The sequence below is a fragment of the Chitinophaga sp. genome (assembly GCF_039596455.1).
GTDB lineage: Bacteria > Bacteroidota > Bacteroidia > Chitinophagales > Chitinophagaceae > Chitinophaga.
This window is the reverse complement of the sequence record NZ_JBCNJR010000001.1, coordinates 1,957,242-1,977,458: the sequence shown is the minus strand read 5'-3', so window position 1 is coordinate 1,977,458 and position 20,217 is coordinate 1,957,242. Positions and strand designations below refer to the sequence as shown.

16 protein-coding genes are annotated in these 20,217 nt (G+C 51.6%); 3 read left to right on the top strand and 13 right to left on the bottom strand.

From position 1 onward, the window contains the following. Nucleotides 1–952: 952 nt before the first annotated feature. The 8 genes from ABDW36_RS08085 to kduI all read right to left on the bottom strand — a co-directional run bounded on the left by ABDW36_RS08085 (nucleotide 953) and on the right by kduI (nucleotide 10,025). On the bottom strand, nucleotides 953–1,993 hold the full coding sequence (locus ABDW36_RS08085) for a substrate-binding domain-containing protein (protein ID WP_343701375.1): 1,041 nt from the start codon (nucleotides 1,991–1,993) through the stop codon (nucleotides 953–955). 177 nt (nucleotides 1,994–2,170) lie between these two features. After that, nucleotides 2,171–2,416: a hypothetical protein gene (locus tag ABDW36_RS08080; protein ID WP_343701374.1), complete on the bottom strand. Its 246-nt coding sequence runs from the start codon at nucleotides 2,414–2,416 to the stop codon at nucleotides 2,171–2,173. A gap of 62 nt (nucleotides 2,417–2,478) precedes the next feature. Then, a complete protein-coding gene (locus ABDW36_RS08075; RefSeq protein ID WP_343701373.1) occupies nucleotides 2,479–4,731 on the bottom strand; it encodes a cation:proton antiporter in 2,253 nt (750 codons plus the stop codon). A 137-nt stretch (nucleotides 4,732–4,868) separates the two neighbouring features. Then, a complete protein-coding gene (locus tag ABDW36_RS08070) occupies nucleotides 4,869–6,059 on the bottom strand; it encodes a glucuronyl hydrolase (RefSeq protein WP_343701372.1) in 1,191 nt (396 codons plus the stop codon). Between the two features lie 48 nt (nucleotides 6,060–6,107). Then, entirely contained in the window at nucleotides 6,108–7,220 is a 1,113-nt protein-coding gene (locus tag ABDW36_RS08065) for a LacI family DNA-binding transcriptional regulator (protein WP_343701371.1), read from the bottom strand. 21 nt (nucleotides 7,221–7,241) lie between these two features. Continuing rightward, complete coding sequence (locus tag ABDW36_RS08060; protein WP_343701370.1) at nucleotides 7,242–8,012, bottom strand: SDR family NAD(P)-dependent oxidoreductase; 771 nt, start codon at nucleotides 8,010–8,012, stop codon at nucleotides 7,242–7,244. Nucleotides 8,013–8,021: 9 nt separating this feature from the next. Beyond that, nucleotides 8,022–9,155, bottom strand: a complete 1,134-nt coding sequence (locus tag ABDW36_RS08055; protein WP_343701369.1) for a DUF4861 family protein — start codon at nucleotides 9,153–9,155, stop codon at nucleotides 8,022–8,024. A 24-nt stretch (nucleotides 9,156–9,179) separates the two neighbouring features. Beyond that, on the bottom strand, nucleotides 9,180–10,025 hold the full coding sequence (gene kduI / locus ABDW36_RS08050) for a 5-dehydro-4-deoxy-D-glucuronate isomerase (RefSeq protein ID WP_343701368.1): 846 nt from the start codon (nucleotides 10,023–10,025) through the stop codon (nucleotides 9,180–9,182). 254 nt (nucleotides 10,026–10,279) lie between these two features. On the opposite strand from kduI, the gene ABDW36_RS08045 reads away from it, so the two are divergent. Further along, entirely contained in the window at nucleotides 10,280–11,926 is a 1,647-nt protein-coding gene (locus ABDW36_RS08045) for an altronate dehydratase family protein (RefSeq protein WP_343701367.1), read from the top strand. A 122-nt stretch (nucleotides 11,927–12,048) separates the two neighbouring features. On the opposite strand, the gene ABDW36_RS08040 is transcribed toward ABDW36_RS08045, so the two are convergent. Genes ABDW36_RS08040 through ABDW36_RS08020 form a run of 5 tightly spaced genes read right to left on the bottom strand, consistent with a single transcriptional unit; the run spans nucleotide 12,049 to nucleotide 17,944 of the window. Next, on the bottom strand, nucleotides 12,049–13,338 hold the full coding sequence (locus ABDW36_RS08040; RefSeq protein WP_343701366.1) for an MFS transporter: 1,290 nt from the start codon (nucleotides 13,336–13,338) through the stop codon (nucleotides 12,049–12,051). Nucleotides 13,339–13,377: 39 nt separating this feature from the next. Beyond that, the gene (gene eda / locus ABDW36_RS08035) at nucleotides 13,378–14,040 is read right to left on the bottom strand and encodes a bifunctional 4-hydroxy-2-oxoglutarate aldolase/2-dehydro-3-deoxy-phosphogluconate aldolase (protein WP_343701365.1); all 663 of its coding nucleotides are present in this window, start codon (nucleotides 14,038–14,040) and stop codon (nucleotides 13,378–13,380) included. Between the two features lie 3 nt (nucleotides 14,041–14,043). After that, the gene (locus ABDW36_RS08030; protein WP_343701364.1) at nucleotides 14,044–15,042 is read right to left on the bottom strand and encodes a sugar kinase; all 999 of its coding nucleotides are present in this window, start codon (nucleotides 15,040–15,042) and stop codon (nucleotides 14,044–14,046) included. Beyond that, nucleotides 15,042–16,436: a glucuronate isomerase gene (uxaC, locus tag ABDW36_RS08025; protein ID WP_343701363.1), complete on the bottom strand. Its 1,395-nt coding sequence runs from the start codon at nucleotides 16,434–16,436 to the stop codon at nucleotides 15,042–15,044. The genes ABDW36_RS08030 and uxaC overlap by 1 nt, the downstream gene beginning before the upstream one ends. 8 nt (nucleotides 16,437–16,444) lie before the next feature. Continuing rightward, nucleotides 16,445–17,944 carry a tagaturonate reductase gene (locus tag ABDW36_RS08020; protein ID WP_343701362.1) on the bottom strand — a complete coding sequence of 500 codons (1,500 nt, stop codon included), beginning with the start codon at nucleotides 17,942–17,944 and terminating at the stop codon, nucleotides 16,445–16,447. Between the two features lie 214 nt (nucleotides 17,945–18,158). Here ABDW36_RS08020 and mnmA point away from each other — a divergent pair, with 214 nt between their 5' ends. After that, the gene (gene mnmA / locus ABDW36_RS08015; RefSeq protein WP_343701361.1) at nucleotides 18,159–19,250 is read left to right on the top strand and encodes a tRNA 2-thiouridine(34) synthase MnmA; all 1,092 of its coding nucleotides are present in this window, start codon (nucleotides 18,159–18,161) and stop codon (nucleotides 19,248–19,250) included. A gap of 83 nt (nucleotides 19,251–19,333) precedes the next feature. Then, nucleotides 19,334–20,215: a hypothetical protein gene (locus ABDW36_RS08010; protein WP_343701360.1), complete on the top strand. Its 882-nt coding sequence runs from the start codon at nucleotides 19,334–19,336 to the stop codon at nucleotides 20,213–20,215. Nucleotides 20,216–20,217 lie beyond the last annotated feature (2 nt).

The following is a 20,217-nucleotide window of genomic DNA, read 5'->3' as shown; positions in this document are numbered from 1 at the left end:
GCAGATGCTCCTGCTGCATGCTAACATCATGGGCTGCATACCGGATGGCGAAAACCTATTCGAAATGCATTTTGACACCGTTACGAACAGGGCATACCACTCCTTTTATGCATGCCTGATAGCTGCACATGCCGGGCGCCGGGCAAAGGATCTCCAGGGCTTCACGGAAAGAAACCTTGGGGAAAGCCAAACAACTCCCCGCATGCATGAGTGCTGTCATGCCTGCAAAATCGATTTAGCTAAAGGACTTTAAGCTGGAATTTTCGGCAATATGGTGCCGGTTGCTATCCTTTCATTGTTGCGTAAATTTTTTGATGATAATTAAATGATTGCTAGTTGAGGAATCGTCATAACGTTTCCAATGGATTTCCTGATATCTAAGTTTAGTTAGCGCATATAATGATGATGCGTTGGCGGAAAGCACCACTCCTGTTTTAATTCTAGTTTCACTGTTTACTATTCCTGTTCGCTGTTGACACCCTGAACCCCCTAACGGCCGCGGTTTTCACAGTTCACTGCTTCTAAAAGGCATTGGGCCGGCCGGGGTATTTCCGCTGAGTTTACAGTATATAGTTAGGCTATAATAACCTGGAATTTCTCCGCGTTACCCTCCTTGTTTTTGCACTAAATGCAAAATCGATTTAGCATTGTCTCTTAAAAAAAGATCCGGAAGGACCTGTACCAGCGTCACCAAAGGAAGTAATACGCACCATAAATGTAGAATTAATTTATGGCATTCAAAATATTTTTCTCAAAAATTATTTGAACGGTGCTTTTAGTTTACTGCAAATACAGTGCAGCAAAGGTTCTTGGGGGCGGAAGTCATGGAAGCAAAACCCGAAAGAGCAGCAAGAATGATGTAGTAGATACGCTTAACACATGTGATGATGAGAACGAAAGTAATGCAGGCTGTCTAATAACAACAGGTAAACACTGCAGCCGCTTATATTTCTCAGGCAGACCCCCGTTTGATAAACTTCCCAGGCACCTGCACCTGGCTCTTTTTCGTTACACGCACTCCTTTATCCAGCTGATGCATCAGCAAACTGATGGCAGTCTTTGCAATTTCTTCCACAGGTTGTTGAACAACAGTAATACCCGGTGGGTACAAGCGGAAAATATCATGGTCATCAAAGCAGATCATGGCAATGTCATCAGGCATCCGCATATCAAGGCCTGCAAGACTTTCCAGTCCCAATATGCCCAGGTAGTTGGTGGAAAAGAACAGGGCGTCCATTCCCTTGTTTGCGGCAATAAAGTCCTGTATGGCCTTTACCGCTTCTTCACGCGGACTGTTGTAAGAAATTTTCAGCACCTGTTTGCTTCTGAAGGCTATGCCTTCATCCTTCAATGCATCTTTATATCCCTGGAAACGCTGTTGTATCTGCACCAGCTCCATATCTACCGTAATAAAACCGATCTTCCTGTACCCTTTTTCCAGCAGGTGTTTCATGCCCTGCCGCACCCCGCCGTAGTTGTCTATCAATACATACGGAACAGCCACTTCGGGGAAATAGCTGTCCATTAACACTACCGGCCGTTTATGCGCAAGCAGCTGTTCTATATCCTTCTCCATACCGGCCGCAGGGGTGATCAGGAAGCCGTCTACCTGCTGCCGGTTCAGCATGCGGATCAGTTCCGCGCCTTTTTGCGCGTTATTTTCCGTACTGCAGTATACAATATTGTACCCGTAGCGGTCTGCTTCCGATTCTATGACCCTAGCCAGGGCGGCAAAGAAGCTGCCGGAAATGCTCTCTACCATCAGGCCCAGGGTTTTGGACTGGCCCGTGCGCAGGTTCACGGCAACGGAATGCGGCTGGTAGCCCGTTTTTTTCACCACGGCCTGCACTTTTTCAGCAAGCTCGTCGCTAATGCGCATCTGGCGCGCTTTCCCATTCAATACAAAAGATACGGTGGATGGGGCTACGCCTGCCATCTGTGCTACATCTTTGAGAGATAAACGCTTCATGCCCTGGCCTTTCTTCTCTTTCATGATTTTGCTGTACTTCTTTTAATTTTTTAATGGCCTGTATGCGGCGCGAGGTTGACAATTGGTATACAGGTAGGGAATTTACAATGAAAAATCGGGATAAGGGCTGATTTTTGCAGACGAAGGCTCATGAAAAAGCTGTACCGGCATGGCCGGTAAGCCTCAACGGGCATATATACACTAGATCCCAAGCGAATTATCCACTCTGCGGTAACTCATCTTCCATAACACATTCGCAAGTTTGCGTGCTGTGTTCTTCACAAAAGTTTCGCTCTTTTCGGGGAAGTAGATGTGCAATGCTTCGTGCAGACTTACTTCGAGATGTTTACGGCCTTGCAACCGGCTGTCTATCACTATGGTATTACAACCGTAATCAGACATACCGTACGCTTTTTCACGTCCAAGTTTGCGATAGATCACTTTCATACCTTTTCTGTTTACCATACAAAGGTACAAAGATCTTGCCGCCTCCTCTACGGCTGAAAAAACTATGCTACCGGTTTCTGCGATTCTCCCTTTACCCTGAACAAAGCGGCTGTACGTTTGGGGTTACCCACTACCCACACCACATCCCCGTTTTCCAACATCATATCTGAAACGGGGTTCAATATACGGTTCGTATCGCGCTCAATGCCTACAACGAGGCCGCGGGCCTGCTCGCGGATGCCCGACTGGCGGATGGTTTTCCCGAACACATGCGAGCCCGGCAGCACCTCGTAACGGCGCAGCTCTATTTCCGTTTTCACCGGCTTGATCTCAGGCAGGTGCTGATCTATATATTCCCTGAACAAGCTGATCTGTTCGTCAGTGCCTATTACCTGCAGCCGGTCTCCAGGGTACAAACGCTCTGATTTGGGCGGAATGGGCAGCAGGCGCTCGCCCCTTTCAATTACGGCTATATTAACTCCGTACTTCTCCCGCAGCCCAAGCTCCTCCAGCGTTTTGCCCACCCCCTCCCAGTCAGCCCGCACGTTAAATGAGGCCAGGTGCGCATCCCAGGGCGCCAGCACGGGTGTGCGTTCTTTTTCCGCCGCTGCCTGCGCCGCTTCGCGGGCATTGAAGTTGGTAAAGAACCGGGCTTCCAGCCGGTCGTAAAACACCTGTATACGCCGGGAAAAAATAACCAGTACTATGAGGAATACGGCCGTAACGGAAAAGGCCACCGCAAATGAATAGAACCTGTCCAGCATCAAACCTATGAGAAATACGGCCAGCACTATCCTGGCTATACGAAGCAGCCAGAGCGGGCCTTTGTACCTGTTTTGCGCATAGAGGTTGGAGAATGCCGTGGTTTCCACACGCCTTACGGCCAGCGCCCACAAAAAGGGCATCATTACCAGGAAGGTGCCAATGGCAGTGATGGCCCTTCCCCATTTCAGCCCGGCCAGCTCTTCCATTTCCGGCAGCACATACAGGGAAGAAAGCAGTCCTATAGCCAGTATAATAACGGTACACACTATCATGTTGATCACATATCCTTTCAACACCACCTGCCAGTCACTGGCCTGGGAAATGGTTTGCGCACCGGTGCTATAGCGGGCCAGCGCCGCCTTCCAACCGGCGGGTATCCGCTTGTCAAGCCACCCGTAAAACGGCTCTGCTACTTTAATAAGGTACGGCGTGGTAAAGGTGGTAACGGCAGAAACCGCCACCGCAATGGGATACAGGAAATCACTGGTTACCTTCAGCGTGAGGCCCAGGGTGGCAATAATGAAAGAGAACTCCCCGATCTGCGCCAGGCTCATGCCGGCCTGCACAGAAGTTTTTAACGGCTGCCCGGAAATAACCGCACCCAGCGTGGTGCTCACCGTTTTGCCCACCAGGGTGATGAGCGTAAGCAACACCACCGGCCCCAGGTACTTCTGCAGCATGGCAGGATCTATCAGCATGCCTACCGATACAAAGAAAATGGCGCCAAACAGGTCTTTCACAGACTTTACCAGGTGCTCGATCTTCTCCGCCTGCGTGGTTTCTGCCAGAATGGACCCCATGATGAAAGCGCCCAGCGCCGGGGAAAAACCTACCTGCGTAGCCAGCACCACCATGCCCAGGCAAAGGGCAATGGCCGTTACCAGCATGGTTTCTTCACTCATGAGCGATTTGGTTTTCTTCAACAAGGTAGGGATGAAGAAGATACCGCCCACAAACCAGAGTATAAGGAAGAACACGAGCTTCACTACAGATATGAGCATTTCGGTGCCGGCAAACTGCTGGCTGACGGCCAGAGTAGATAATAATACCAACAGCACAATAGCAATCAGGTCCTCTACCACCAATATGCCGAACACCAGCCCTGCAAACTTTTGCCCTTTCACGCCCAGCTCTTCAAACGCCCGTATAATAATAGTGGTGGAAGATACCGACAGCACGCCACCCAGGAAAATACTGTCCATCATAGACCAGCCCAGCAGCTGCCCGGTGGCATAACCCAGCCCCAGCATAAAAGCCACCTCCACCAGCGCCGTAATGGAAGAGGCGCCGCCTACCTTCATCAGCTTTTTGAAGCTGAACTCAAGGCCCAGGCTGAATAATAAAAAGATCACCCCTATTTCTGACCATACGCGGATGTTGCCTTCTTCCCTGACTGTGGGGAACAAGTCAAAATACGGCCCCACCAGGAAGCCGGCTATCAGATAACCGAGTACCAGGGGCTGCTTTAATTTTTTGAAGATCAGGGTTGTTATGGCCGCCGAGCCCAGCAGAAGGGCAAGGTCTATAATAAGGTTTGGTAAATGGATCATCCGCCCGTCTGTTTTCTTTTATATATGATGTTGGCAAAATAATAAAAAAATGCGGGAGGGAGGGGTAATAAAATACAAGGAATGCGGCCAAAAGCACACATTCCTTGTCAATTCTGCATTAAAATAACATTAAAATATCATTTACCGGCCCAGTTTTTATACCGGAGCAGCGCTTCTATAAAATAATAGTCCGCATAGGAAAGCGGCACATCAATTTCAGAATTGCCGGGCATGGAACCGGTGCTATGCATGAGAATAAAGTTATTGTTCTGCCCTTCCTTTGCGCGGTAGGCGGGCGAGGCCAGGCTGGCCAGCGCATCTGCACCGGCGTTCCAGTAGCGTTTCTTTTCCGCTTTATTTGTGTACTTGCTCAGCTCCAGGAGTGCCGAGGCCATAACAGCAGCGGCGGAAGCGTCGCGGATGGCGTTCGGTATCTCAGGCGCATCATAGTCATAGTACGGCACCAGGTCTTTCGGCATGCGGGGATGGTTGAGCATGTAGTCCGCAATATGGCGCGCCTGGTCAAGGTACTTTTTGTCTTTCGTTTCCCGGTACATCATGGTGTAACCATACAGGCCCCAGGCCTGCCCGCGGCTCCAGGCAGAAGCATCCGAGTGGCCCTGATGGGTCTTTTTGGCCAGCACCTGGCCGGTGGTGGTATCATAATCTATTACATGGTAAGAGCTGTAATCATCCCGGAAATGGTTCTTGATAGTGGTATTGGCGTGGTCAATGGCTATTTTGATGAAAGTGGAATCTCCGCTGTTACGGGTGGCCCATGCCAGCATTTCCAGGTTCATCATATTGTCTATGATCACCGGGCACTTCCAGCCGCGGTGGTCCCAGGAGCGGATGGCTTTTATGGTGGGTTTGTAGCGGGTGATGAGGGAACGGGAGCTGGTCATCAGCACATCCTTGTAAGCCGGTGTGCCAACAAGGCGCAGGCCGTTGCCAAAGCTGCAGTACATGAGGAAGCCGAGGTCATGCGTATTGGTGCGGTACTGGTCCGGCAGCAGGTATTGCTGGCGCTTTTCCGCTTCCTGTTTAAAAGCCGGGTCTTTCGTGTATTCGTACAGGTACCAGCAGGAGCCGGGGTAAAAACCTGCCGTCCACCAGTTGTATTTGGCCGTCATCAGGCTGCCGTCTTTATTGGTGGAGCGGGGGAACAATGAGTCAGGCAGCGCCTGCATCATGTGTTTGTACTGCTTTGCAGAAAAGCGGAGACTTTCGTCTACCAGCGCTTTCATCTGTTTGGTTGATAATTTCGTTTGCGCGTGGGCGCCGGCGCCCCAGGCCATCAGTAACAAAAAAACGATCTTGCTTTTCATTCCGTGTGAATTTTACTTTTATGCCCCGGTGGCTGCGCACCGGGCGTGTTATTTTTTCTTTTTGACGGCTTTTACGGCCGCTCCGTTGGCGGCGGGCACTTTGATGCCTGCAGGCGCCACAATTTCCCTGGGCATTCCCCCGGTAGATTCCCTTTCTATCAGCTGAATGGGCACTATCTCCTGCGAGTGGCGGTAAGCTGCGGGATGCCGGGCCTGGATCAGGTCCATCAGCGCGGCCACTATCCGTTCACCCATGGTGGTAGGATACTGGTCTACCGAAGTGATGGAAGGCGTCACAATTTCCGTACGCGGGTCATTGGAATACCCTGCTATCTTGCAGTCTTCAGGCACCCTGATGCCGTGCTTGCGGCAATACTCCAGTATGGTGATGGCAGTAGTGTCATTAGTGGCAAAAATGCCGTCAGGATAAGGTTTTTGCGAGAATATTTTTTCTGCGGTTTGCCAGGCGTTCTCCCTTGTCAGTTCATGAAAGAACACGCGGTTCTTTTTGTAGGGCAGCCGGTTTTTCTGCAGAGCTTCCTTGTAGCCTGCCAGCCGTTCTGTGTACAGGTTGCAGGTAAGCGGCCCCGAGATGTGCACAATATCCTTGCAGCCCTTTTCCACCAGGTGCTCCGTGGCTTTGAAGCCGCCCAGAAAATCATCTCCCTTGATCACTTTTACATTGTAATCTTTGGGCGTACGGTCAAAAAACACGATGGGCGTGTTTTGCTGCTTGAATATGTCGAAGTGGGAAAAATCCGTGGTATAGAGCGTGGCAGACACCGCCAGCCCGTCTACCCTGGCAGAATACAGCGTATTGGCCAGTTCTATTTCCTGCTGCAGGGAGTCATTGCTCTGGCAAATGATCAGGTTGTACCCGAACTCCTGCAGTTTGTTCTGGATGATGGTGCTGATGGCGGCGGGGAAGAACATGGAAATGCGCGGAACAATGAGGCCTATGGTCTTGCTCTTGTTGTTGCGCAGGCCCGCGGCCATGGCGTTAGGGCGATAACCCATTTTACGCGCCATCTTTTTAACGCGCTCTTTGGTTTTGGCGCTGATGTTGGGATGGTCATTCAATGCCCGGGATACGGTAGACACTGAAAGTTCCAGTTCTTCGGCAATGTCTACAATTGTTTTTTCAGAACGAAGGGACGACATATGATTGCTTTTTAGGGGATTTTACCTGCCCATCCAACCGCCATCTACCGTCATAACGGTACCATGCATGTAGTCAGACGCGGCAGATGCCAGGAATACTACCGGTCCCATAAAATCTTCCGGCTCTCCCCAGCGGGAGGCAGGTATACGTTCCAGGATGCTTTGGCTGCGTTTTTCGTCTGCGCGCAAGGCGGCCGTGTTATCCGTGGAAATATAACCCGGCGCAATGGCGTTCACATTTACGCCGCGGGCCGCCCATTCATTGGCAAAAGCCTTGGTGAGCTGCCCTACCGCGCCTTTGCTGGCCGCATAGCCCGGAACATTGATGCCGCCCTGGAAGGTGAGCAACGAAGCGGTGAATATCACCTTGCCGCTGCCCCGCGCTATCATCTGCTTCCCGATTTCGCGGGTGAGGATGAACTGTGCGCTCTGGTTAATGGCAATTACTTCGTCCCAATATTCGTCCGGATGTTCTGCAGCCGGTTTGCGCATAATGGTGCCAGCATTGTTCACGAGGATATCGATTACCGGAAAATCCTTTTGTACCGTTCCGATAAAATTATACAATGCTTGGCGCTTCCCAAAATCACATTGATAGGCTTTGAACCGGCGTCCGGTGGCCAGCACCTCCTTTTCCACATCGCTGCCTGATAACTCCAGGGAGGCAGACACCCCTATAATATCCGCGCCGGCCTCTGCCAATGCCACGGCCATGGCCTTTCCGATGCCTCTTTTGCACCCGGTAACAATGGCCGTTTTCCCTTTCAGGCTGAACAGGTTTAAAACACTCATGATGTCAAATTATTTTTTCTGGATAATTTTAGCTGTAACCGGCTGCCGCAGTGTTTCCGCCTGCTCCTGCAGGTAGCGGAACCATTGGTCTGCGTTTTTAATAAGACCGGCTTTATCCCAGGCGCCGCCGGTGTAATACGTGATAGCCCCGCTCCCGTCTGTAGCTGAAACCGACAGCACGTGTCCTTTCTCCACCTTCATTTCCTTCACCGGCGCCAGTACAATGCAGCCTATGCCTGTGGTACCGTCTGCGCCATGCTGCGGCTCCCAGTAGCCCATTACGCCGCTGGCTTCCTGCAGCAAAATAGCGCCGGGCTCTTTCCTTTTGATGATGCCAATGGCCACGGGCAGGCTTTGACTGTAACGCACCTGCATTTTGCTCAGTTGCGCGTGCGCGTCCAGAGACACGGTTTTGGTAACGGTTACAGGCTTGCCGCCTACCTGCCAGGCATCGTAGCTCAGCTCAAAGGTAGTACGGAGGGGCCCGCTATCAAGCGTACGGTGGCCGGTGTAGTTCCTGGAGAACCAGATGCTGTCTTCCAGGTAAGGCGCAATGCCGCCAGCACCCAGGGTAAGGCCTACATGATAATAATCCAGCCCCTCACCTTCGTCTTTATGGTAGTTGGCGCGTTTGTACCATTTGTTGATCACCAGGTTTTCCGTGCGTTTATTCCAGAAATCCACGCCATAGGCCATTTCTTTGGGTGTAGCTTCCAGGGCCTTGCCATACATACGGAAAGCCACCCGGTCATTTTCCCAGGCAAAATCATCTTTCCGCTCCGGCACGTAACGGCCGTAGGTTTTGGCCGCTACCGGGGCCGGCTTGCCTTCCACAAACCTGATGGTAGCGCTGGCGCCCGCTTTCAGCGGAATATCCAGCAATATTTTTACGGGACGGCCGGTGCCTTCGGTAAGCACCTGGTAAGGTACTTCCTTGCCCGTAGCGGCGTTCAATACCTTGAAGGCGCCTTTGCCCAGGGGCGACCATTGGGCGGCTACCATTGCATAGTCTACTTCCACCAGCCCGCCAGTTACCCCGGCCGGGTTGTGGAGCGCTACAGAAAGCGGGGCCTGGGCGGCGGCAGCCAGTGCCGTGCCGGACAGTATACCCGCGCATAAACAGTTGATGATGAATTTCTTCATGATTTTCTATTATACGTATAGTCGTTACCGTAATTCAGTAATGGCGCAATGGTCCATATCCCCGTAGTCCAGGTTTTCACCGGCCATGCCCCAGATGAAGGTATAGTTGCTGGTGCCCGCACCGGAGTGGATGGACCAGGGCGGGGAGATCACCGCTTCGTTGTTCTGCATCCAGATGTGGCGGGTTTCCTGCGGCTGCCCCCAGAAGTGGCAAACAGACTGGCCTTCCGGCACCTCAAAATAAAAATATACCTCCATGCGGCGGTCGTGCGTATGTGCCGGCATAGTGTTCCAGGTATTGCCTGGTTTCAGCTCCGTCATGCCCATTTGCAGCTGGCAGGTAGGCAGTACGGAGTTAACGAGCAGCTTGTTGATGGTACGGTGGTTGGAGGTTTCCTGTGCACCCAGCGTTACCACGTCTGCTTCCGCGCGCGTGATGCGGCGGGTAGGGTAGTTCATGTGCGCAGGCGTGGAATTGAGATAGAACCGGGCGGGACTTGCCGCGCTTTTGCTGGCAAACACCACCTCCCGCTTTCCTTTGCCAATATACAGCGCTTCCTTGAAGGCCACTTCAAACACCTCTCCATCAACCGTAACAGTACCATCTCCGCCCGTATTGATAATGCCCAGCTCCCGGCGTTCCAGGAAGTATTCCGCTTTCAGCGGGTCTACTGTTTCCAGCTTCACCGGCTTGTCTGCCGGCATTACGCCGCCGGTAATAAAACGGTCGTAATGGCTGTATACCAGCCGTACCTTGCCGGCCTCAAACAGCGGGGTGATCAATAATGCTTCCCTGGCCTGCGCAGTGTCCCATGCTTTGGCTTCTGCGGGACTGCTGGCATATCTGGTTTCTATAGACGTGCTCATCATAAAATTTTAAGAGATTCCGTTTTCGATAAGGTATAACCAAAAATTAACAATATTCATGGAAAGGTAATATGAAATACCGAGAAATGCAAACGTTTGCATTAAATTGCTATAAAAGCGTCAAATAACGGTGACACGGGGGCTTCAGCCGCAAAATACTATAGTGTTTCGTTAACTTTGCAGTTGGTTAATATCCAATCAAGAAATCAGATTTTAGTATTAACGGCAAGTTCCCAAATACGCTATTTTAGCAAATCATGAACACGTATCTTCAGATTCACCCGAAAGACAATGTGCTGGTGGCTTTACAGGACCTGCCGGCTGGAAAGCAAATAGAGTTCAATGGTTCAACAATACAATTGAAGCAGAACGTTCCCGCTAAACATAAATTCCCATTAAAACCTCTGCAGCCGGGAGATCCCGTATTGATGTACGGTGTATTGGTAGGCAAGGCGGTGGCGCCCATCCAGGAAGGGGAAACTATTACGGTCAGGAATTTGCAGCATGACGCCAATGCTTTCCATGAAAAAGACGCCAGCTTCCAGTGGCAGGCGCCCGACGTGAGCCGCTGGGCCAACCAGACTTTCCAGGGTTTTCACCGGGAAGACGGGCAGGTGGGCACCCGTAATTACTGGCTGGTAATACCCATGGTATTTTGTGAGAACAGGAATGTGGGCGTTATTAAAACAGCCTTTGAAAAAGGCCTTGGTTTTGCGCCGCCGGAGGTATACAATGAGCAGGTGAACGACCTGGTGGGCCTCTATAAAAGCGGCCGGCTGGATGCCATCCGTGACTACAAGCCAAAAGAAGCCTCCGCTGAATCTCGCAAAAACGCGGTGTTCCCCAACATAGACGGCATCAAGTTTCTTATACATGAAGGCGGCTGCGGCGGCACCCGGCAGGATTCTGACGCGCTCTGCGCCCTGCTGGCAGGTTACATACACCATCCCAACGTAGCGGGCGCTACCGTGCTGAGCCTGGGTTGCCAGCATGCGCAGGTGTCTATTCTGCAGGATGCCCTCAAAAGGCTGAACCCGAACTTCAACAAGCCGGTGCTGGTGTATGAACAGCAGACCAGCGGCTCCGAATTCAATATGTTATCTACCGCCATCCGGGAAACTTTCCTGGCACTGGTCGAAGCCAATAAACAGGAACGCAAACCCGCTCCCCTGTCCAAAATAGTGATAGGCCTGGAATGCGGCGGCTCAGATGGCTTTTCAGGCATTTCCGCCAACCCGGCCATCGGCCATACTTCAGACCTGCTGGTAGCCCTTGGCGGCACCACCATTTTATCTGAGTTCCCGGAGCTTTGCGGTGTGGAGCAGGAGCTGATCAACCGTTGCGAAAACAATGCCACGGCAGACAAGTTCATCTCCATTATGCGGGCATATGAAACCCAGGCCCAATCTGTAGGCTCAGGGTTTTACATGAACCCGTCTCCCGGCAACATCAAGGACGGCCTCATTACGGATGCCATCAAATCTGCCGGTGCGGCCAAGAAAGGCGGCACCTCTCCGGTGAAAGATGTGCTGGACTATACGGAATACGCCACCAAACCAGGCCTCAACCTGCTTTGCACGCCTGGCAATGACGTAGAATCCACCTCCGCCGAAGTTGGCTCCGGTGCTTCTGTGGTACTGTTTACCACCGGCTTGGGTACGCCTACCGGCAACCCTATTGCCCCGGTAATCAAATTATCTACCAACACCCGCCTTGCCCAGCGCATGCCGGATATCATAGACATCGATACCGGCAGCATTATCAGCGGTCAGAAAACGATTGCCCAAATGGGAGAAGACATTCTTGACTATGTTGTGAAAGTAGCCAGCGGGGAAGTTTTCACCAAAGCCGAGCTGCTGCACCAGGATGATTTTATTCCCTGGAAACGCGGCGTAAGTTTGTAAAGCAATACAAGATATATGAAAACGGTGCGGCATTGAATCCCGCACCGTTTTTTATTGCTGCCAGCTCAGCATAAAAAAGGCCTCCTCTGCAGGAAGCCTTTTTTTATGTTACAACGAAGTTGTTATGCGTTTACTTCCACCTTTTCCATACGCGGTGCAAAGAAGTGCATCGTGATCCATGCCAGCAGGTACATGGAGCCGCAGATCAGGAAGAGGATGTTGTACCCTGCATTGATATTGCCCAGTGCCTTATAGTGGTCAAGCAGCGCGCCCACCACCAGCGGGAACAACATGCCGCCCAGGGAACCGGCCATACCGCCAATGCCCACTACAGAGCTGAGCGTATATTTCGGGAACATGTCTGACGCGGTGGTGAAAATGTTGGCAGACCAGGCCTGATGCGCCGCGGCAGCTAAACTGATCAGCGCCACAGCCACCCACATGTTTTCCGCATAACGCGCCGTCATGATGGGAATTACGCAGATAGCGAAAAACAGCATAGACATTTTGCGGGCTTTGAACACCGGCCATCCCTTGCTGATCAACCAGCCCGGCAGGTAGCCGCCGCCAATGCTGCCCACGGTAGTAGCCGTGTACACAATGATCAGGGGCAGGCCCAGGTTTTTAATATCGAGGTTGAACGTGGTAGAGAAATAAGATGGCAGCCAGAACAGGAAGAACCACCAGATAGGGTCTGTCAGCAGCTTGCCGAACACAAAAGCCCATGTTTGACGAATAGCGAATAATTTGCCCCAGGATACTTTCTTTTCCACCGTTACTTCTTCTTCCCCATCACTCTGGATATGCGCCAGTTCGGCCGCGCCTACTTTTTTATGACGGGTAGGCAGCTCATACATCACCAGCCAGAAAATAAGCCATATAAAACCGATCACACCGGTCCAGATGAAGGCCTCCTGCCATCCGTACGCAGAAGCCAGCCAGGGCACTACAGCCGGGGCCGCTACTGCGCCAATGTTGGCGCCGGAGTTGAACAGACCGGTGGCAAAAGCCCTTTCCTTCTTCGGAAACCACTCCGCTACGGACTTTACCGCTACCGGAAAGTTGCCGGCTTCACCAAGCCCCAGCAAAGCACGGGCAGCGCCAAAGCCGAAAGTAGATTTAGCCAGTGCATGCGCCATGGCCGCAACGCTCCATACTACAATGGAAACCGTATATCCCATTTTGGTGCCTACTTTGTCCACAAACCGGCCAAATACCAGCAAGCCAAGTGCATAGCAGGCGGAGAACACCATCACAATTTCACCATACTCTGTTTCTGACCAGTGAAATTCCTTTTCCAACAGCGGTTTCAGAATCCCGATCACCTGCCGGTCAATATAGTTAATGGTTGTGGCAAAAAACAATAAAGCTACAATGCGCCAGCGGTACCGGCCAATTACAGTGGAATTCATTTCGTTGATTGTTTAGGATAAATACATGTTGGCAACAAATTACTTCAATGCCTTTATATATGCAAACGTTTGCGTTACTTTTCCGGTCAGCCCTTTCCAGTCCTGTTTATCAATCACAGACTTGGGTAAAAGGTTAGAACCCAGGCCTACACACACTACGCCCGCTTCAAACCACGCCTGCAGGTTGGCCTGCTCCGGCTCCACCCCGCCGGTAGGCATAAAGCGCAAGCCGGGGAACAGCGGTTTGATAGCTTTTACAAAACCAGGGCCCAGCGTGCTGCCGGGGAAGAGTTTCACCAACGCCGCGCCGCTTTTTTCCGCCATCGCAATTTCCGAAGGCGTCATGCAGCCGGGCACCCACAGAATACCGGCAGATTTGCAATAAGTAGCGGTAGCCTCGTCTATGATCGGGCTTACAATGAAGTCTGCCCCCATTTCCGTAAATGTTCTGGCATCACCCGCGTTCTTAATGGTGCCAATGCCCAGGTGCATATCCGGCATAGACTTGGTTTTCAGATCGCGGAGCTGTGCAAAGTTTTGCCGGGCATACTCTCCCCGGTTGGTAAACTCAAATACACGGATGCCGCCTTCGTAACAGGCCTTCATTACCTCCGCGCACACTGCGGGATCATCGTGATAAAACACCGGGACCACTTTTGTGGCCTCAAATGCTTGTAGAACTATATCTGGTTGTGGTGTCATATGCTACATCAGTTGCGCAATGGATTCCTTTGCGGTAAGGTTAAAATCGCCGGTGCGGAACAGCTTGGAATAGGCTGCCGCGGCGGCAAATGAAATTGTTTCCTGGTTCGTGTGCCCGTTCAGGTTAGCATGTATAAGCCCTGCCATAAAGCTGTCTCCGCTGCCTACCCTGTCTACCACCTCATTGGTCTCGTACTGCCGGGATACGTACAGTTCCCCGTCTTTCCAGTACACCGCATAATACAGGTTATGCGTGGGCGCTGAAGAAAAACGGAAAGTGAAGGCCACGCGGTCACATTTCGGGAACTGCTGCACTATGGCCTGTGCAGATTCCCGCGCGGCGCGGAGGTAGGCATCTCTGGTATCTTCCTTTACCGCTTCCTGGTTAAGCGGCGTGCCCAGCATCATATTGGCGGCCCAGATGTTACCCATGATCACATGGCAGTATTGGGTCAGCGCCGGCATTACCTCCAGCGGTGATTGTCCGTATTGCCAGAGCTTGCTGCGGTAGTTGAGGTCTGTGGAAATGGTCATTCCCTTACGGGTGGCCGCTTCCAGCACTTCCCTGCAAATTACCGCCGCATCTTTGTTCAGCGCCGGAGAAATGGCGCTCCAGTGAAACCAGGAGGCATCACCCAGCAGGGCGTCCCAATCCACCGTTCCAGGCTTTATTTCAGAAAAGCTGGAATACTTGCGGTCATACACTACTTCCGCATGTTTCAGATCTGCCCCCTGCGCCAGGTAATAAGCGCCGATGCGGTCTCCGCCCCACAACATCCTGTCTGTATGAATGCCAACAGCTTCCAGCTGCGCCAGCACCTGCCGGGAAAGCCCGTTATCAGGCGCTTTGCTGATATATGCCACCGGGTTGCCCCATGTGGCCAAAGCCGCAGCCACATTCGCTTCCGCGCCACCGACAAAAAGTGATGCACGTTGCGCCGCCCAATCCGGGCTTAATCTCAATAATAATTCTCCAAACGTAATTACAGAAACCGGTTGCATCAGAAATTAAAATAGGCTTTGGCGTTGTTGTAGCAAATATCCTGTACCATTTTCCCCAACCAGGGAATATCAGCCGGCAGTTCACCGTTCTCCACATCATTACCGATCAAATTACACAATATTCTCCTGAAATACTCATGGCGGGAGTAAGAAAGAAAGCTGCGGGAATCTGTGAGCATGCCCACAAACCTGCTAAGCAGGCCCATGTTGCTGAGCGTGTTCATCTGTTTTTCCATACCGTCTTTCTGGTCAAGGAACCACCAGCCGGAACCGAACTGCATTTTACCGGCTACGGTACCATCCTGGAAATTGCCTACCATGGTGGCATACACTTCGTTATGGGAAGGATTGAGATTGTACACGATGGTTTTGGCCAGCTGGTCATTCTTGTCAAGCCGGTCAAAAAAGCGGCTCATGGCTTCCGCCATCGGCCAGTCGCCAATAGAATCTACACCAGCATCAGCCCCCAGCCTTTTCAGCAGCCGGGAATTATTGTTGCGGATAGCGCCTGCATGGAACTGCTGCGTCCAGCCTTTCTCGTGGTTCCAGGTGCAGATAAAGTGAAGGGTGGCGGATTTGAACATATCCGCATCCGCGGCTGACAGCGGCTTGCCGGCCATCAGTGCGGCAAAGGATTTTTCCAGCGCCGCTTCCGTGAAGTCTGCATAAATAAAGAAGTTCAGGCCATGGTCAGACAGCCGCCCGCCCTGCGCATGAAAATAATCATGGCGTTTCTTCAAAGCGTCCAGCAGTGCACTATAGCTGTTGATGTCTGTATTGGCCGCTGCACCCAGCTTCTTCATGTATGCCTGGAAAGCTGCGGGATCTTCTACCGCAATGGCTTTATCAGGCCGGAAGGTGGGCAGCACTTTTACTGCAAAACCTTGCTGGCGGATGGAGATGTGGTGCTCCAGTGAATCCGAAGGATCGTCAGTAGTACACAACGCATCTACCTTGAAATGCTGCAGCAGGGCTTTGGTGGTAAACCGCGGCAGCTGCGCGTTGCAGGTTTCGTATACTTTGGCCGCATTGCCGCCGTTCAGCACTTCCTTCACGCCGAAGGGATTGAGCAGTTCCATGTGCGTCCAGTGATAGAGCGGGTTGCGCATGGTATAGGGCACGGTTTCCGCCCACACTTTGAACTTGGTGAAATCATCCGCGCTGCCGGTAATCTGGTCTTCGTTCACCCCGTTGGCCCGCATAGCGCGCCATTTATAGTGGTCACCTTTCAGCCAGGCTTCCGTAATGTTCTGGAACTGTTTGTTATCGGCAATTTCGTCCGGCGGCAGGTGATTATGGTAATCTATCACCGGCATGTCTTTCGCAAAATCGAAATAAAGCCGTTTAGCTGTCTCCGTCTGGAGCAGAAAATCTTCTGACAAAAAAGTTTTCATTATGCTGCTTATAATACCTTAGAGTGATGAGTGATGTATGATTGAACGCCATTCTGCACCATGCCCACCAGGTGGTCTGTTACAGTGTCGGCAAACCCGGGAATATTGTTCAGGTCTGTTTCCCAGAGGCGGCTGTCTTTGCAGACAGCACGCACCATGGCCGATACTTCCGGGTAGCCGGTCTTTTCCACGGATTGCCAGTGGCTTGCAAATACGGCCGCATTATCGTCCGTAATATCATAGAAAGCATCTTTGCCGCGCTGGCCCTGGTATTTACCATTTACTTCACGGGCCGGCCTGAGGAACAGCAGGGTGGCCGCAAACCCCAGCAGCATCATTTCCGGCAGAACGCCTTTGGCCTCCCGGTAACGCAGCAGCGTTTGCACATTGCGGGCGTTCATTTTAGAGCTTTGCTGGAAGGTGATGCTGATTAGTTTATGTTCTATGTACGGGTTGGCGAAACGGTCCAGCACATCCCGCGCAAAAACGGCCGTTTGCGGCCCCAGAGCGCTGAGGGTAGGCAGAATTTCTTCTGTTACCACGGTTTCAAAGAAACGGCGCATGTATGCGTCTTGCATGCACTCATATACGGTGTTGAGGCCCGACAAATACCCTACGCATACCGCCGCCGTATGGCTGCCGTTGAGGATGCGCAATTTCTGCTCGCGGTAAGGAGTGATGCTGGGGGCAATCAGCATCCGGTCGTCCGTTTGATGGAAAGCCAGCTGCTGTGCCACTGCCGCATCTCCCTCAATAGCCCAGAGCAGGAAAGGCTCGGCATCTATCCATAATTCATCTTCATAACCCGCCTGTTCCCAGCATTCCCGCAGGTTTTTAGGCTTGCCCGGCACAATTCGGTCTACCAGCGAGCTGCAGAAGCGGTTGGCAGCGGAGATCCACTGCATAAAATCTTCCGGCAGCTTGTTGAATGCGGCTAGCTGCAGCACGGTCTCTTTCAGCAGTTTGCCGTTGTCTACCACCAGTTCCGTGGGGATGATCACCAAACCGCCCATGCCCTTGCGGAAGCGCTCGTACAAGATAGCCAGCAGTTTGCCAGGATAGGAAGCCGGCACGCCTGCGGCAATATTTTCCTCCACATACTGGATGCCTACTTCTGTGGTGTTGGAAATAATAATGTTCAGTGAAGGCTGTGTGGCGGCCGCTAATATAGCCTCCCATTCTGCATTCGATTGCAAAACGCGGCTAATAGAAGCGTTCACCAGACGCTGATCAACAGGTTGCCCCTGGGCAACGCCCTTGATGTGTGTAGTGTAAAGGCCGTCTTGCGTGCCGAAAGCGCCCGCATCGCCATCTGTAGATTTTACCACCACTATCCTGCCTTCAAAAACGCCTGCCTTGTTGGCCTTGTCTACGAGGTAGTCTACCAGGCCGCGCAGCAGCACGCCGGTGCCGAATTGGAGGATCTTCTCGGGAAATTGAAAATAGTCAGGTGTAATGCCCCAGGAGGGGTTGTTCATAACGTGTTGCTTATTCAGTCTTGGTAGCATGCATGGATAATTTATTAAATAACATAGCCAATTCCAGATAAATATATAACTAGCCTTGGAAATTTTTGACAATTTACTAAAGATTTGTGGGAATCAATCGATGTAAATCATTTTAGAAACAAGTGTATCTATGACCCTATTACGAGTATCTATGGGGTCAATACCCCGATTTACGGGGATTTCAGTAATTTTGCATCCTTAATTCAATGAACTGATGAGCAAGCATGGAAAAGTGTTGGTAGCCATGAGCGGGGGCATTGACAGTACGGTTACTGCCCTCATGCTGCATGAGCAGGGGTATGAAGTGGTGGGCATCACCATGAAGACCTGGGATTACGCGAGTGCGGGCCCTTCCAAAAAGGAGACCGGCTGCTGTAACCTGGACTCTTTCAACGATGCCCGCGCGGCCGCCGTGCATCATGGTTTTCCGCATTTCATACTGGATATACGGGAGGAATTCGGCGATTTTGTGATCAACAATTTTGTAGACGAATATATAGCCGGCCGCACGCCCAACCCTTGCGTGCTGTGCAATACGCACATCAAATGGCGCGCGCTGATGAAGCGGGCAGACGCCATGGACTGCGAGTTCATTGCCACCGGCCACTATGCGCGCCTGCGCATGGAAAACGGCCGTGGGGTGATCAGCAAGGGCCTTGATGAGACCAAAGACCAGAGCTACGTGCTCTGGGGGCTTGACCAGGACGTGGTGAAACGCACCCTGCTGCCCCTGGGCACCTACCGGAAAACGGAGATCCGCCAGATGGCGCTTGACTTCGGCTACCCCGAACTGGCCAAAAAGGCGGAAAGCTACGAGATCTGCTTTGTGCCTGACAACGACTACCGCGGTTTCCTGAAACGCAAGGTAGACGGCCTGGAAGAAAGAGTGAACGGCGGCAATTTTGTGCTGGCAGACGGCACTATTGTAGGCAAGCACAAAGGTTACCCCTTCTATACCATCGGCCAACGCAAAGGCCTTGAAATTGCCCTTGGCAGGCCCATCTTCGTGACCGAGATCATCCCCGAAACCAATACCGTGGTGCTGGGAGACGAACATGAGCTGAACCGCAGCGAAATGAACGTGGGCGGCCTCAACTATGTGAAATATGACCATATGCCGGAAGGCTTTGAATCTACCGTGAAGATCCGGTATAAAGACAAAGGCGCCCTCGCCAATGTGTACAACAGTGCGGACGGACAGGTAAAAGTGCATTTTTATGAGCAGGTGAAAGGGATTGCCCCTGGGCAGAGTGCTGTTTTCTATGAGGGGGATGATGTGATTGCAGGGGGGATTATCAGGAGATGATATCTTTTTTTGATAGATGAAGGCCAATTGTAATGATTGGCCTTTTTTTTTTATATATTCCATTCGTAAAACCCACCCTTACCATGAAAAAAATCATCCTGATCCCGCTCATGCTATGTTTTTTTGAAGTGAATGCTCAACAGTTTTTCAATGAAGTATACAACCACTACAGTCAGGTAACACCAACAAACGCCGTCAAGATCAAAACGAATTTGCCGGTAGAGAACGGTAACCAGCAACCTACAATCATCATAGAGGGGTTTAACTACACTTCCGCATCTCCCATAGGCATATTATTGACTTACCATACCTGGTTTGACGGATTTTATGCCTACAAAGCCTCCTCTTTTGGGGCTTATGCCCCTCCTATTTACCTGGCTAATGAAGGCGGGAAGGTGGTGATTATGCTGGATGACCGTGGGTATTTTCAACGGTTTTCCATCAGGGTGTTCTCAGGAAACGGCACCGGCGAAACGCCGGCCAACTTCTCCGGCTGGACGGTTGTGGATGAAGCACTGACCGCGGGCGCTACGGCCGTTGTCCAGGTGCCTTATGAAAACCGCTTTTCCGGTAATGTATTCATGCCGGCAAATGGCATTTGGAACAGTAATGGTAATGTTGGTATTGGTACTACGGACACCAAAGGCCACCAACTGGCCGTGAATGGCTCCGCAATTTTTACGAAAGCAATTGTAAAGAATTACAACAACTGGCCGGATTACGTATTCGATTCCACCTATCAATTGCCTGCCCTGGCGGATGTGGAACGGTACATCAGGGCCAATAAACGGCTGCCGGAAATTCCATCCGCAGGGGAAGTGGCGGAAAAAGGTGTTGACGTTGGGGAGATGCAGCGGCAACAGATGAAGAAGATTGAGGAGCTGACGCTGTATATCATTGAATTGAACAAAAAGTTGGAGAAACAGCAGGTGTTGATTGACGCGTTGATGAAAGAAAAAAAGTGAGT

Excerpts from the sequence above, each read along its gene's own strand:
- ABDW36_RS08075 (WP_343701373.1), bottom strand. The coding sequence starts at position 4,731 with ATGATCCATTTACCAAACCTTATTATAGACCTTGCCCTTCTGCTGGGC.
- ABDW36_RS08055 (WP_343701369.1), bottom strand. The coding sequence starts at position 9,155 with ATGAAGAAATTCATCATCAACTGTTTATGCGCGGGTATACTGTCCGGC.
- ABDW36_RS08040 (WP_343701366.1), bottom strand. The coding sequence starts at position 13,338 with ATGAATTCCACTGTAATTGGCCGGTACCGCTGGCGCATTGTAGCTTTA.
- ABDW36_RS08080 (WP_343701374.1), bottom strand. The coding sequence starts at position 2,416 with ATGAAAGTGATCTATCGCAAACTTGGACGTGAAAAAGCGTACGGTATG.
- mnmA (WP_343701361.1), top strand. The coding sequence starts at position 18,159 with ATGAGCAAGCATGGAAAAGTGTTGGTAGCCATGAGCGGGGGCATTGAC.
- ABDW36_RS08070 (WP_343701372.1), bottom strand. The coding sequence starts at position 6,059 with ATGAAAAGCAAGATCGTTTTTTTGTTACTGATGGCCTGGGGCGCCGGC.
- ABDW36_RS08010 (WP_343701360.1), top strand. The coding sequence starts at position 19,334 with ATGAAAAAAATCATCCTGATCCCGCTCATGCTATGTTTTTTTGAAGTG.
- ABDW36_RS08060 (WP_343701370.1), bottom strand. The coding sequence starts at position 8,012 with ATGAGTGTTTTAAACCTGTTCAGCCTGAAAGGGAAAACGGCCATTGTT.
- eda (WP_343701365.1), bottom strand. The coding sequence starts at position 14,040 with ATGACACCACAACCAGATATAGTTCTACAAGCATTTGAGGCCACAAAA.
- ABDW36_RS08045 (WP_343701367.1), top strand. The coding sequence starts at position 10,280 with ATGAACACGTATCTTCAGATTCACCCGAAAGACAATGTGCTGGTGGCT.
- kduI (WP_343701368.1), bottom strand. The coding sequence starts at position 10,025 with ATGATGAGCACGTCTATAGAAACCAGATATGCCAGCAGTCCCGCAGAA.
- ABDW36_RS08065 (WP_343701371.1), bottom strand. The coding sequence starts at position 7,220 with ATGTCGTCCCTTCGTTCTGAAAAAACAATTGTAGACATTGCCGAAGAA.
- uxaC (WP_343701363.1), bottom strand. The coding sequence starts at position 16,436 with ATGAAAACTTTTTTGTCAGAAGATTTTCTGCTCCAGACGGAGACAGCT.
- ABDW36_RS08085 (WP_343701375.1), bottom strand. The coding sequence starts at position 1,993 with ATGAAAGAGAAGAAAGGCCAGGGCATGAAGCGTTTATCTCTCAAAGAT.
- ABDW36_RS08030 (WP_343701364.1), bottom strand. The coding sequence starts at position 15,042 with ATGCAACCGGTTTCTGTAATTACGTTTGGAGAATTATTATTGAGATTA.
- ABDW36_RS08020 (WP_343701362.1), bottom strand. The coding sequence starts at position 17,944 with ATGCTACCAAGACTGAATAAGCAACACGTTATGAACAACCCCTCCTGG.